This window comes from Eikenella halliae (assembly GCF_001648475.1).
Lineage (GTDB): Bacteria > Pseudomonadota > Gammaproteobacteria > Burkholderiales > Neisseriaceae > Eikenella > Eikenella halliae.
Genome location: NZ_LXSQ01000026.1, coordinates 1 through 12,606 on the forward strand (window position 1 = coordinate 1; position 12,606 = coordinate 12,606).

Annotated in this window: 9 protein-coding genes and 2 pseudogenes; 3 read left to right on the forward strand and 8 right to left on the reverse strand. The window is 54.7% G+C overall.

Features of this window, described 5'->3' with window-relative positions; all coding sequences use genetic code 11:
* Positions 1-209 precede the first annotated feature (209 nt).
* Positions 210-431, reverse strand: a complete 222-nt coding sequence (locus A7Q00_RS10730; protein WP_064090537.1) for a hypothetical protein — start codon at positions 429-431, stop codon at positions 210-212.
* 124 nt (positions 432-555) lie between these two features.
* On the opposite strand from A7Q00_RS10730, the gene luxS reads away from it, so the two are divergent.
* Together luxS and A7Q00_RS10740 are read left to right on the forward strand one after the other, a co-directional pair.
* The gene (luxS, locus tag A7Q00_RS10735) at positions 556-1,065 is read left to right on the forward strand and encodes an S-ribosylhomocysteine lyase (protein ID WP_064090538.1); all 510 of its coding nucleotides are present in this window, start codon (positions 556-558) and stop codon (positions 1,063-1,065) included.
* Between the two features lie 83 nt (positions 1,066-1,148).
* Positions 1,149-1,364 (forward strand): RNA-binding S4 domain-containing protein, encoded by a 216-nt coding sequence (locus tag A7Q00_RS10740; protein WP_064090539.1) that lies wholly within the window; start codon positions 1,149-1,151, stop codon positions 1,362-1,364.
* 238 nt (positions 1,365-1,602) lie between these two features.
* On the opposite strand, the gene A7Q00_RS10745 is transcribed toward A7Q00_RS10740, so the two are convergent.
* The 5 genes from A7Q00_RS10745 to A7Q00_RS10765 all read right to left on the reverse strand — a co-directional run bounded on the left by A7Q00_RS10745 (position 1,603) and on the right by A7Q00_RS10765 (position 10,586).
* Positions 1,603-2,622: an ABC transporter permease gene (locus A7Q00_RS10745; protein WP_064090540.1), complete on the reverse strand. Its 1,020-nt coding sequence runs from the start codon at positions 2,620-2,622 to the stop codon at positions 1,603-1,605.
* Complete coding sequence (locus A7Q00_RS10750) at positions 2,585-3,559, reverse strand: ABC transporter permease subunit (protein ID WP_064090541.1); 975 nt, start codon at positions 3,557-3,559, stop codon at positions 2,585-2,587. Before A7Q00_RS10750 ends, A7Q00_RS10745 begins: the two co-directional genes overlap by 38 nt.
* A gap of 228 nt (positions 3,560-3,787) precedes the next feature.
* Positions 3,788-4,912 carry an ABC transporter ATP-binding protein gene (locus A7Q00_RS10755; RefSeq protein ID WP_064090542.1) on the reverse strand — a complete coding sequence of 375 codons (1,125 nt, stop codon included), beginning with the start codon at positions 4,910-4,912 and terminating at the stop codon, positions 3,788-3,790.
* A gap of 573 nt (positions 4,913-5,485) precedes the next feature.
* Positions 5,486-6,025, reverse strand: a complete 540-nt coding sequence (locus A7Q00_RS10760) for an OmpA family protein (protein ID WP_064090543.1) — start codon at positions 6,023-6,025, stop codon at positions 5,486-5,488.
* 76 nt (positions 6,026-6,101) lie between these two features.
* Entirely contained in the window at positions 6,102-10,586 is a 4,485-nt protein-coding gene (locus tag A7Q00_RS10765) for an autotransporter outer membrane beta-barrel domain-containing protein (protein WP_064090544.1), read from the reverse strand.
* A gap of 336 nt (positions 10,587-10,922) precedes the next feature.
* Between A7Q00_RS10765 and coaBC the strand changes: the two genes are divergently transcribed.
* Positions 10,923-12,107 (forward strand): bifunctional phosphopantothenoylcysteine decarboxylase/phosphopantothenate--cysteine ligase CoaBC, encoded by a 1,185-nt coding sequence (gene coaBC / locus A7Q00_RS10770; protein ID WP_064090545.1) that lies wholly within the window; start codon positions 10,923-10,925, stop codon positions 12,105-12,107.
* A gap of 83 nt (positions 12,108-12,190) precedes the next feature.
* On the opposite strand, the pseudogene A7Q00_RS14365 reads toward coaBC, so the two are convergent.
* Both A7Q00_RS14365 and A7Q00_RS10775 read right to left on the reverse strand, forming a co-directional pair.
* A pseudogene (locus A7Q00_RS14365) lies at positions 12,191-12,295 on the reverse strand (IS481 family transposase); the annotation flags it as partial.
* 3 nt (positions 12,296-12,298) lie between these two features.
* Positions 12,299-12,606, reverse strand: a pseudogene (locus tag A7Q00_RS10775) (IS630 family transposase); the annotation flags it as partial.

Here is a 12,606-nt window from a genome sequence, read left to right on the forward strand (position 1 = left end):
TGCGGTTTGGCTGATGTTTTTGCATTGTTCGTAATAGTTTAAAGCTTTGTTCCTTAAGTCCGCAGAGTATGCCATGGTTAGACCTTCAAAGTTGAATATTGTACTATTTTGTTTTTAATTTACTATAGTTCAAACGCCCAATCCAAACAAAACAAATCCACCGGCAAGCCATCGTGTTTGCCGGCGGATTTTATCGTTGCGGGGGAGGATTATTCGTCATCTTCCTCTGTCAATGCAGGATGCGCCGCTTCCTGATTGCGGCCGATCAGCCACAACGCGCCGCCCACCACAACAAGTGCAATCTTAATGCCCCAGGCCACACCGTCCCCCCAGTTGTAAATCCAAGCCAATACTTTCGGCACACGGTTGAAGAAGTCTAGAAAAATCGCCAGGATGCCCAAAATGGCCAAAGTGCTACCTATGTTTTGCATGATTGTCCCCTTGTTGGTGGTTAAGAAAGAGACGAAATTCTACACAAAGCATACATTTTTTCAAGCCACAAGCGAAAATGGTATGATACCGCCTTCGCAATTCCAACACCCAAAAGGAACCGCCATGCCCCTTCTCGACAGCTTCACCGTAGACCACACCCGTATGCACGCCCCCGCCGTGCGCGTGGCCAAAAATATGCGCACCCCCAAAGGCGACGACATCACCGTGTTCGACCTGCGCTTCTGCGTGCCCAACCAAGAAATCCTGCCCGAAAAAGGCATCCACACGCTGGAACACCTGTTTGCCGGCTTCATGCGTGATCACCTCAACAGCGCCAACGTAGAAATCATCGACATTTCCCCCATGGGCTGCCGCACCGGCTTCTACATGAGCGTGATCGGCACCCCCAACGAAGAAGCCGTAGCCGCCGCCTGGCAAGCCGCCATGCAGGATATTTTAAACGTGCAAAACCAAAGCCAAATCCCCGAGCTGAACGAATACCAATGCGGCACCTACCGCATGCACTCCCTTGAAGAAGCGCAGCAAATCGCCCGCAACATCCTCGCCCGCCAAATCGGCATCAATAAAAATGCCGACCTCGCCCTGAGCGAAGACATTCTCGGCAAGCTATAAATAGCCAAACAAAGAGGCTACCTGAAACATATTTTTCAGGTAGCCTCTATCGCCCACCAAACCAAGCATTTGAAACAAAAGCCATGCAAACCTTCTCTCTCAACGGCCACAAACACATCGCCCTGTGCGACCTGCTCAAACTCACCGGCCTGGCCGACAGCGGCGGCCAAGCCAAAACCTGGATCGCCGAAAGCCGCGTACGCCGCAACGGCGCAACCGAAACCCGCAAAACCGCCAAAATCCTCGCCGGCGAAATCATCGAGCTGGATAACGGTAGCGCGATTGAAGTGCAGGAATAACCCTGCCCAAGTTGGCGTAACCGCAAATATATAGTGAATTAACAAAAACCAGTACAGCGTTGCCTCGCCTTGCCTTGCCGTAATATCTGTACTGTCTGCGGCTCGTCGCCTTGTCCTGATTTTTGTTAATTCACTATAAAAAGGCTACCTGAAAGCGCAATGCAGCAAAGTTTCTGCGTTGCGCTTTCAGGTAGCCTTTACTTCAAACTGAGGGTATTGCCTCACCATGTTGGCAATGCTAATCCTCCGAAACCTCATCGGTTGCTGCAGGCTCTTCCGCATGGCCATCTGCCTCCTGCGCAGCCTCCTCCGCTTCCATCAGTGCGGAGGGCGGCGGGGTAGCGGCAGCGGCAGCGGCTTCCTGGGCTTGTTTGTAGGCCAAGGCGGCTTCGCGGTCGCGTTTGTTGACGCGGCGCATCATGAAGTAGTTACCGGTGATGACGAGGGTGCCGATGATGGCGATTAGGAAGGTGGCCAGCACGTTCATCTGCGGGTTCACGCCGCGTTTTACTTTGGCGAAAATCAGCTGCGGCAGGGTGGTGTAGTTGGGGCCGCTGAGGAAGGAGGTGATTACCAGGTCGTCCATGGAAAGGGTCATGGCGAGCAGGAAGCCGGAGGCGATGGCGGGGGCGATCAGCGGCAGGGTGATCACCCAGAAGACCTTCCACGGCTTGGCGCCCAAATCCTGCGCGGCTTCTTCCAGGGATTGGTCGAGCTCGCCTAGGCGGGTGCGGATGACCACGGTAACGTAGGCCATGCACAGGGTGGTGTGGCCGAGCCAGATGGTGAACCAGCCGCGCTCGAATTGCAGCCAGCTCAGGCTGGAGCCGCGCAGCAAGGCCTGCACCTGCAGAATCAGCATCACCAGCGAAATGCCGGTGATGATGTCGGGCATCACCATGGGGGCGGACACCATGCCGGTGAACAAGGTGCTGCCGCGGAAGCGTTTGATGCGCGCCAGGGCATAGGCGGCCATGGTACCGAGCACCACGGCGGCGGCAGAGGAAATGAGCGCGATGCGGATGGAGAGCCAGGTGGCTTCCAAAATCTCGCTGTTATTCAGCAGCGCGCCATACCATTTGGTGGAGAAGCCGCCCCATACGGTTACCAGCTCGGAGCGGTTGAAGGAATACACCACCAACACCAGCAGCGGGATATAGAGGAAGGCCAGCCCCAAAAACAGGCAGATGCGCAGAAACCAGGTGGACGATGCAGATTTTCTAGCCACGGCGTGCTCCTTCCAGCTGTTTGGCTTCATGACGGTGGAACAGGCCGATGGGCACCACCAAAAGCAGCACCATCACCACAGCCATGGCGGAGGCGAGCGGCCAGTCGTTTTGGGTGAAGAAGGCCTGCCACAGGGCTTTACCAATCATCAGGTGTTCGGGCCCGCCCACCAAATCGGGAATCACAAATTCGCCCACCGCCGGGATAAACACCAACATGGAGCCAGCGATGATGCCGCTTTTGGAGAGCGGCAGGGTGATGGCGAAAAACGATTTCACCGGCCCGGCGCCCAAATCGGCAGAGGCCTCGAGCAGGCGGTTATCCAGCTTGAGGAGCTGGGTGTACAGCGGCAGCACCATAAAGGGCAGATAGGTGTACACCATCACGATATTGAGCGAGAAACTGTTGTAGAACATGTCCAGCGGCTGGTTAATCCAGCCCCAGCGCAACAGCAGGTTGTTGATGATGCCGTTTTGCGAAAGCAGGCCCATCCAGGCGTACACACGCAGCAGCAGCGAGGTCCAAAACGGCAGCATAATGGCCAAGAGCAGCGGGTTGCGCCATTTTTCGCGGCTGCGCGAGATGGCGTAAGCGATGGGGTAGCCGGCCAGCAGGCAGATCAGCGTGGTGGTGATGGCGGTTTTGATGGAGAGCAGGTAGATGTGCACATACAGGTTGCTGCCGGATTTGTCGGCAAAGGGGTTGAGCCCGAGCCACAGCGACTGCCAGAAATTATCGAAAATGCCAGTGTAGTTCAGGTAGCTCAGGGAAATATTCACGCGTCCGGCCGCTTCGTCCACCGTGTAGAGCGGGGTGTAGGGCGGAATCGAAGTGGCTTGCTCGGCCAGGCTGATTTTCAACACGAAGAAGAAAGGAATCAGGAAGAGCACCAGCAGCCACAAATAAGGTATGCCGATAACCAGCCCCTGCCCGGGGCTGAGTTTGCGTTTTAAAGCCTGCCATTTCATTTTCAGGTAGCCTCTCTTGCTTGCCCTGGCCTGAAAGTGCGGTTTCAGGTTTCAGGTAGCCTTTTCATGTTCGGCTGCCTTGCCGAACCGGTATGTTGGTGTTCACTGTGTTGCAGCTGCGTTTTGGCTGCGCGGAAACTTTGCTTGGCGACGCCAAAACATCACAAAGCTGCGCTTTCGCCCCGCAGAAACTCGTCTTCCTGCGGAAGCCTCGTTTTCAGGTAGCCTTTAACGGGTGAGCGGTACGGGCTGGTTGGCCGGCCAGCTCAGATACACGGTTTCGTCCCAAGTGGGCGGCTCCAGGTTGGCCAAATACCAATAAGACGACAGCACCTGGCTTTTCACCATGCGCCCGCTGGGCAGCTGCACATGATAAATGGCGAAACTGCCCAAATAGGCGATTTCCTTCACCGTGCCGATAGTCCAGTTGTGTTCGCCCGCATTGGCCGGTTTTTCCTTGTGCATATTGATGTCTTCCGGGCGGATGCTGACCCACATGGTCTGCTCCTCCGGCCCGGCCACGCTGTGGTCGATGAGGATATTCTGCGCCAGCTCGGGGCAGTCGATTTCGGCGTGGTCGGCCTCGTCGGCCACCAGATGGCCTTCAAAAATATTGGTTTCGCCGATGAATTCGGCGGTGAAGCGGCTGTTGGGGAAGTCGTACACCTCGCGCGGTGTGCCCACCTGCTGCAGCTGGCCTTCCGACATGATGGCGATGCGCGTGGCCATGGTCATAGCTTCTTCTTGGTCGTGCGTTACCATGATGCAGGTTACGCCCACCTTCTCCAGCGTATCCACCAATTCCAGCTGGGTTTGCTGGCGCAGGTTTTTATCCAGTGCGCCCAGAGGCTCGTCCAGTAGCAAAAGTTTGGGCTGCTTGGCCAGCGCGCGGGCCAGCGCGATGCGTTGCTGCTGCCCGCCGGAGAGCTGGTGCGGCTTGCGTTTGGCGTATTTGCTCATCTGCACCAGGCGCAGCATTTCCTCCACCCGTTCGGCAATCTGGTCTTTGGGCATTTTGTCCTGCTTCAGGCCGAAAGCGATGTTCTGCTCCACCGTCATGTGCGGGAATAGCGCGTAGCTTTGGAACATCATGTTAATCGGCCTGTCGTAGGGCGGCAGGCGGGTGATGTCTTGCCCGTCCAAAATAATCTTGCCCTGATCCGGCGTTTCCATGCCCGCCAGCATACGCAGCAGCGTGGATTTGCCCGAGCCGGAACTGCCCAACAGGGCGAAGATTTCGTGTCGGTCGATATCCAAATCGATGTGGTCCACCGCATAATTCTCGCCGTAGGTTTTCACCACGTCTTTGATTTGCAGATAGGGCTTTTGGGGAGGGACGTATTTTTCAGACATGGGCACAGGGCTCCGCAGCAGTTGCAAACCGGCTTCCGCACGGGAAGCCGCAGGTGGCAGTTTGTGTATGCTTGTTCAAAATGGCAACGAGGCAAAAATGGTGACATTGAAGCGGCAAGGCGCTTCACCCGTATCGCCTTTCTATTCCAAGCGATAAATCACAGACTGCAAAGCGTAATTGTAGGATAGAGCACCGGCAGGGGCAATGAAAAAAACCGAATGTGCCTGCTTTTCGCCGATTCGGCAGGGAAAGTGTTGCCGACTGAAGGCATGCCGATGCAGTATAGTGAATTAACAAAAACCAGTACAGCGTTGCCTCGCCTTGCCGTAACGTGTGTACTGTCTGCGGCTCGCCGCCTTGTCCTGATTTTTGTTAATCCACTATAAAAGGCTACCTGAGCTGCCCGGACAAGCCGGCAAGCCATCATTCCCTTTTTCAGGTAGCCTCAATTCATGCCCAAGATTTCAAACGATTCAATACTCTGGTTTAAGCATAGAAAAGGCTACCTGAAATTTCAGCTTGGCGGCAATTCCGCTCTGCTGCTTTTCAGGTAGCCTCAATTCCAGGCTGAACTACTCTTGCGCTGCTGTGCCGGAAATATCCACGGTAACGCGGCGGTCGGGCTGCAGGCAGGCTTTCAGAGCCGCAGTGGCGCGAGTGCCGGTACAAGTCGTGGTAACCGGCTGGCTTTCACCGGCGCTGGCCACGCTGATGGGGGCTTGCACGCCTTTGCCCTGCAGATAGTCTTTTACTGTTTGGGCACGCCGCAGGCCGAGGTTGTAGTTGTATTGCTCGCTGCCGAGGCGGTCGGTGTGGCCGGTGAGGGTAATGCTGTCGATATGAGCTTGACGGCTAACGAGGTTTTCGGCCAAGCGGTCGAGGGTAGCTTTGCCTTCGGGCAACATATCGGCGGCATCCGATTGGTTGAAACGGAATAGGGCGTCAGCCGAGAGGTTGATGCGCTCACTTTTAACTATCGGGTCTTCCACAACGGGTTGCTCAACTGGTGCTTCTTCGGCACACCAGCGGTGGTGTACGTCGCGGGCGGCGGCTTGGCTGCTCAAACCAGCAGCCAAAGCGGTGAGGAGGAGGGTTTTTGTAATCTGATTCATTGTATTCAATCCTTGTTGGGGCTACCTGAAAACAGTTCGTTCCAACTTTTCAGGTAGCCTTTGCTGCATCAAACGCTTACTTCCAAGTGTATTTGAAACCTACGCTGCCACGATAACCATGGCGGCTGGTGCTGCCAAAGTTGTGTTGGTAGCGGGCATCGCCATACACATAGGCGTTGTTGGATACGGGCAGCTGGGCACCGAGGCCAACTTCGCCCCAGGTGGCGTTGCGTTTCTCGCGCACATTGTCTTCACCAATATCTACGCCGTGCGGCTGGATAAAGTCGTGCCATACGTTGGCCACGGCATAGAAGGTGTTGGTGCGCAGGCTGCGGCTGGGGCCGTTGTAGGCCAAGCGGGCACCGAGGCGGCCGCGCAAGCTGTGCTGCTTGTCTTGGCTAACTTGTCGTATACCGTCGTTGAAATCTTTGAGACCAACGTATTGGTATACCAGTTGTGCCTGCGGCTCAATCAGCCAGCCACCTTGGTTATCGGCATGGCTGCCTAAGGCAAACGGACGGCCAACTTCGGCAGAAAGGGCAGCGCCCCAGCCGTTTTGTTTCACGCTGGCACTGTCGCGATCTTGGTATTTATTACGCAACCAGCTCAGCTGGCCTACCAAGTCGAAGTAGCTGCCGTTAGCGGCATAGTAGGTGTTGCTCAAGCCGAGGCTAACTGCATCGGTAGTGCCTTTACCGCTGTAGTGGTCAGGGCTGATGCTGCCGTTTACAGCACGATAGCGGTCGAAGAAATCGGTACTGGCTCGGGTGTAGGCCAGGTAGCCGCCGGTGAGGCGGTGGCCGCCTTTATCGTTGCGGTGAACAGCGAAGTCGTGGCCAATCTGGAAGCCGCCTATTTTGGTTTCAAAATTGAAGCGTTCTTTGCCATTACTATCGAGGCGGCTGCCTAGGAGGCGGGTCCAAGTTTGGCCTTTGGCTTGTTCGCCGCAACGGGCGCAATCATCCCAAGCCAGGGTTTGGTTCTCGCCGCGGCGCTCGTGCAGGGTGCCGATGGTGTGGTGGCCAATTTCTTGGTTCACTTGCGGCATCAGCACATAGCCTGCCACGGCAGGGGCGTAAATGTAGGCGGACGGTCCGGCATTAGGGTCGGCAAACAGCGTCCAGGCATACACGTTTTTACCACCGGCAGTGCTCTTCAATACAAGCTGGGCTTGTCCGGCATTGGTGGTATTGGCCGTACCGGTGAAGATGGCATTGCCGTCCGGCTGACCTTCTTGCTGACCAGGGGCATTGGCACTCGGGACTTCTACAGTAACCACGTCGGACGAGAATTGCTGGGCATTGGTTTTGCGGATGTTACCGATGATGCCGTTCGGCGTGCTAACCACGGTAGTGCCGCTAGCGGTGCCTTTAACGATCAGGTGATCAGAATCTTTGTCGGTATCGCTGTTCCACAGGGTGTTCACCACCAATTTACCGTTATTGCCGGTGTAGTCGCCGTTTACGGTGATGGTTTTGTAGTTGCCCACAGCAGCGGTAGCCGGTGTAGCAAAGGCTACGGTACCGGCGTTATCCAGGCTGGTTACGGTGGAATTGCCGGTATTGTTCCAAGTGGTGCCGTTAGCCAGCTCCACAGAGGAAGTACCTGCCGCCAGCGACATCACACCATTCAGCACCGCGCCATTAGTGGCAACGAGTGAGTTGGTGCCAGCAACTGAATTGAATACATTGGTGGTGCCGGTTACCGTTCCGCCCTTAACGTTGATGGTGTTGTTGCCAGCATTGGCTCGCAAAGCATCACCATTGGCTTTAACCGTTGCGTTGTTCAGGTTGGCCGTGCCGTTATTCAGCGTTTGTACGGCAACGCTGTTGGCGCCATTCAGATTCAGGCTACCTGAATAGTCCACTGTGCCACTGTTTTGCGCGGTGTATCCGGTTACACCAGTTGCGCTGGTGGTGGTGTTCAGCTCGGAAACCAGTTTGGTGGTGTTATCACTGGCGCTACCTGCAATCAGTTGATTCTCCAAACCATAGCTTTTGCCATCTGCCTTACCGATGGTGGCACCAGTGGCACTGTCAGCAACGGTTGCCGTTCCCTTCAGATTGCCGGTTGCACCGCCGGATACCAGCGCAACAGTTGCGCCGTTTCCAGTGAGGTTGAACGTACCATTATTTACTGTGATGGTGGATGCTTTGTTGGCATTGGCATCTTTGCCGTTGCTGGCCAGGATGACGGCATTTTTACCGGAAGCGGTTACGTTCAAACCTGCCGCATTAATGGTGCCGCCTGCTTCCGCACGGAATAGAGTGGAGTTTTCAGTAGTGATATCGGTGTTATTAGCCAAAGCCGCTACATTGGCGGTAGCTGAACCACCGTGAATATAGTAGGCGATTTGATTTTTTGCGTTGTTGGCGTCATCGAACACGGTTGTCATGTTCGAATTCACGTCCATCGCTGAGTTGCCGCGCGCATGGGCACCGATTACATTATCGCCTTTCAGCGTCAACGTACCATCCACCACCACATCAGCCTTACCTGTGCCTCGTCCTTCAGCATAGATGCCGTAGTTACGGGTAGCAGTGTTGGCACTGGTTTCTTCCACGATAATTTTGCTGCTGGCAGTATTGGTAATCTTGGCCGTATGCCCAGCTTCGGCCACAATATTCTCACCCACAGCATTGGTGCCGCTCACATTAATTGTGCCGGCATTAGTGATTTGTGCAGCCCCGGAATTTTGTGCTTGAACACCGATATTCTGCTTCGGCTGACCGCCTGCTACCGTAGCATTGCCCAGTACATTAATGACACTGTTCGCACCCAAATTAACCGTAGTCGAGGCATTGCCATTACTTGCCCTAACAGCGGTTGCACCTTGGGTTTCCTTACCGATGGTAATAGTGCCATCGTGATTTACGGTAGCATTATTGCCTCTCACCAAGATACCAACCTGATCGGAGGTGTTGCCGATTAAGGTAGTGGGCGCGTTCTTGCTATATTGTGCGGTACGACCGATGAAAATTTCGCTGCCGGCTTCGCCCGTAAACGTACCATTATCTTCCACACGTACGCCATGTACAGGATTATTCGGCGTGTGATTCACCGCAACGTTAATAACACCACCGGCCTGGTTTACAGCTGTGGCATTATTGTTTACCCGAATACCGTAGTTATTGAAATTTAGGTTGGGATAAGTGAAGCCGGCAACGTTGATGATACCGTCGTTTTTGAAAACGCCATTATTAGTAGCATTAACTGTTGTCCCTTCAACATAAACATCGTTTTTATTGGCCTGACCGGCTTTACTGGTATCAAAATTATCAGAAGCGTAATAGCCGCCAGAAATCACACCGTGGTTTTCACCAACACTGCCCGCACCACGCACAACTAAGCTGCTGAAAACGCCAGACAAATTGGCACCTTCTTCAATAACGGCCTTACCGCCTTCTTCAGCCAGCATACCGCCGCCGGTATTTTGTCCGGTACGATGGTCGATTTGACCACCATTCTTCAATGTAGCAGTTGAGCCGCTGCCGGTAGCAGCCAAAACCCAAAGTTCTTTGGTAGGCAGTAACGAATCCGGAGTGGGTGTAATGGGGTTAGGTTGCTCAAACTTATAATTTTGCGTTTTAGCAGCCTCATTGAACCAGCGATCATAAGCCGCCTGTTGGGTTTCGCCGGGGTTAGCAAAACCTGGCGTGCCGATAGCCGGTTTCAACACATTGTTGTTGTAATTAATCAGATCTTGCACCGTGTCGAGCCGATGGAAGCTGCCATCCATGAAGGTAACTGTTTTCGGCTGGAACAAAGCCTGGGTAATAGATAATTTATCGGATGCAACCACATTTTGCTCAAACCGGATGCGGTTTTTAGAAGTCCATTCCGCCGAAGCGCCGTTTTCAGCCTGCACCATACGCGTATCTTTTGCAGGCATTGGCGTGGCCGTACGGTTGGTGGCAACAGTATTATCTACTATAGCAGCATTGGGATCGCCCAAAGAGGCAATGATTTTGCTGCCACTGCCGGTGGCAGTGCCGATGCGCATATCCACATAAACATCATTCCCTGTCGCCACGATGCTATCGATGTCCAACGCAGATATAAAGCCAATATTATTGTATACGTTAACAGTTTGATTACTGCCGCTGATTGGGTCGGTAACAGTACGGGTTTCGCCTTTTTGGTTGGGGTTCACACGCTGCAAATCACCCAACTGCTGGAGAATAGCTGGCTCGGTAAACAAATTGCGCAGCTTGCCGGCTCGGAACGAGCTGCCTGCTGATGTGATTTTGTTGATGTCTGGGGTGGTTACAGTAACGGTATCACCATTATTAGCCAAAGCCTGACCAACCTTGCGGTCATTAACGGTTGCGCTAAATGTGCCCATATCGCAGCTGCCTCCGCTGGCTACGGTGCTACCATTGCCGCAGGTAGAAGCCGCGGCTGGCAAAGCAGATACACCCATGCCAATCACCGCAGCAGAAGCCAGCAGTTTGGCGGCAGAATTACTGGAAGACTTTTTCCGGCTAGCGCGCTCCAATTCCGAGCACACCACCCAGGTGCCGCGCTCTTCAGAGTACACGATATTATAAATTTTATTCATTAAATTAACTCCTTAAAGTGCAAATATGCTGATACATTCAAGCAAGCATCAAATGTTCAGATACCATTCCGCAAAAAAAGGGGCGGATTCTAGCACAAACAAACAGAATGGCTTGACATAAACTTACCACCAATAAAGATAATTGATGGGTAAGATACAAAACGGCAATACAGCACATCTTATTGAACTGATTGCTCTAAATGAACAGTATTCCCCCTATTGCCTATGCACGGTAACCAGTTTCAGGTAGCCTTTCCCCATCCGAAGGCTACCTGAAACACCTCGCTCAGCTCTGTGTTACCATAGCGCCCATCTTTTCACATCACGCCATACACCATGCCCAAACACATCCTGCTCGGCATCAGTGGCGGCATTGCCGCCTACAAATCCTGCGAACTCGTGCGCCTGCTCAGAAAACAGGGGCACACCGTGAGCGTGGCCATGAGCCGCGCCGCTGCCGGTTTCGTGTCCCCGCAAACCTTCCAAGCCCTGAGCGGGCGCACCGTGTGGACGGACGATACTGCCGACTCCGCCGACGGCATGGCGCACATCCGCCTCAGCCGCGAGGCCGACGTATTCCTCATCGCCCCCGCCAGCGCCAACACCTTAGCCAAAATCGCCCACGGCATGGCCGATAACCTGCTCTCCACCCTGGCCGCCGCCCGCGCCTGCCCGCTGGCCGTTGCCCCCGCCATGAACGTGGAAATGTGGCGCAACCCGGCCAACCTGCGCAACATCGCCCAACTGCAGGCCGACGGCATCACCGTATTCGGTCCGGCCAGCGGCAGCCAAGCCTGCGGCGAAACCGGCGAAGGCCGCATGCTCGAAGCCGCCGAATTGGCCGAACTGCTGCCCGATTTGTGGACGCCCAAACTGCTCGCCGGCAAACGCGTGCTGCTCACGGCCGGCGCCACCTTTGAAGCCATCGACCCCGTGCGCGGCATCACCAACCTGTCCAGCGGCCGTATGGGTGTGGCGCTGGCGCAGGCCTGCCGCGCCGCCGGGGCAGAAGTGGTGCTGGTGGCCGGGCAGCTTCAGGTAGCCCCGCCAGCTGGGGTGGCCGTACACCATGCCCACAGCGCGCGTGAAATGCACGAAGCCGTGATGCGGGAGGCAGGCAGCTGCGATGTATTCATCAGCGTGGCCGCCGTGGCCGACTACCATGTGGCCAACCGCAGCGCCGAAAAGCTGAAAAAAGACGGCAGCGGCACGCCGCCCGTTATCGAATTGGCCGAAAACCCCGACATCCTCGCCGCCGTGGCGGCTCTGCCCAACGCGCCCTTCTGCGTGGGTTTTGCCGCCGAAAGCCACAACGTGCTCGAACACGCTCGCGCCAAACGGCTGCGCAAAGGTGTACCGCTGATCGTGGCCAATCACGCCGTCAGCGCCATGGGCAGCGGCAACAACCAAGTCACGCTCATCAGCGATTCAGCCGAAACTGCGCTGCCGGAAATGGGCAAACGCGATACCGCCGATGCCATCGTGGCCGAAATCGCCCGCCTGCTGGAAAAGGCTACCTGAAAGCCTGCTCTATGGCTGCGGCGCATTTTGCATACCAAGCCGTGTGCCGCAAACAGTAAGTAAACAGTACAAATTAAGGTGGCGTAGGAAATCGTCGCGTTGTTTACACCACAGGTTGAGAGTGAAGCCTGCAATACCTCAAACGGCGTATCGCCGTTCAAACTGCGGTGCGGCTTCACCGTATTATATAGTCAATTAAAATCAAAATAGGACAGTAACGCATCGTCAAATCGGGCGTAATCAGACAATACGGTTCGAAGATACCGCTTAATATTCGCCCACACCTTCTCAATCGGATTGAGCTCAGGTGAATAGGGTGCAAGAGGCAATACCTTATGTCCCAATTTTTCCGCCATTTCCCGTAAGACACCTATACGGTGAAATCGTGCATTATCTAAAATAATCACCGATTTTTGAGTCAATGCGGGCAGTAGGCATTGCTGAAACCACGCTTCAAAAAAGACTCCGGTCATCGTATTTTGATAAACCATCGGAGCAA

Coding starts and splice junctions, on each gene's coding strand:
- A7Q00_RS10750 (WP_064090541.1), bottom strand. CDS start 3,559: ATGAAATGGCAGGCTTTAAAACGCAAACTCAGCCCCGGGCAGGGGCTG.
- A7Q00_RS10745 (WP_064090540.1), bottom strand. CDS start 2,622: ATGAAGCCAAACAGCTGGAAGGAGCACGCCGTGGCTAGAAAATCTGCA.
- A7Q00_RS10760 (WP_064090543.1), bottom strand. CDS start 6,025: ATGAATCAGATTACAAAAACCCTCCTCCTCACCGCTTTGGCTGCTGGT.
- A7Q00_RS10765 (WP_064090544.1), bottom strand. CDS start 10,586: ATGAATAAAATTTATAATATCGTGTACTCTGAAGAGCGCGGCACCTGG.
- A7Q00_RS10740 (WP_064090539.1), top strand. CDS start 1,149: ATGCAAACCTTCTCTCTCAACGGCCACAAACACATCGCCCTGTGCGAC.
- A7Q00_RS10730 (WP_064090537.1), bottom strand. CDS start 431: ATGCAAAACATAGGTAGCACTTTGGCCATTTTGGGCATCCTGGCGATT.
- luxS (WP_064090538.1), top strand. CDS start 556: ATGCCCCTTCTCGACAGCTTCACCGTAGACCACACCCGTATGCACGCC.
- coaBC (WP_064090545.1), top strand. CDS start 10,923: ATGCCCAAACACATCCTGCTCGGCATCAGTGGCGGCATTGCCGCCTAC.
- A7Q00_RS10755 (WP_064090542.1), bottom strand. CDS start 4,912: ATGTCTGAAAAATACGTCCCTCCCCAAAAGCCCTATCTGCAAATCAAA.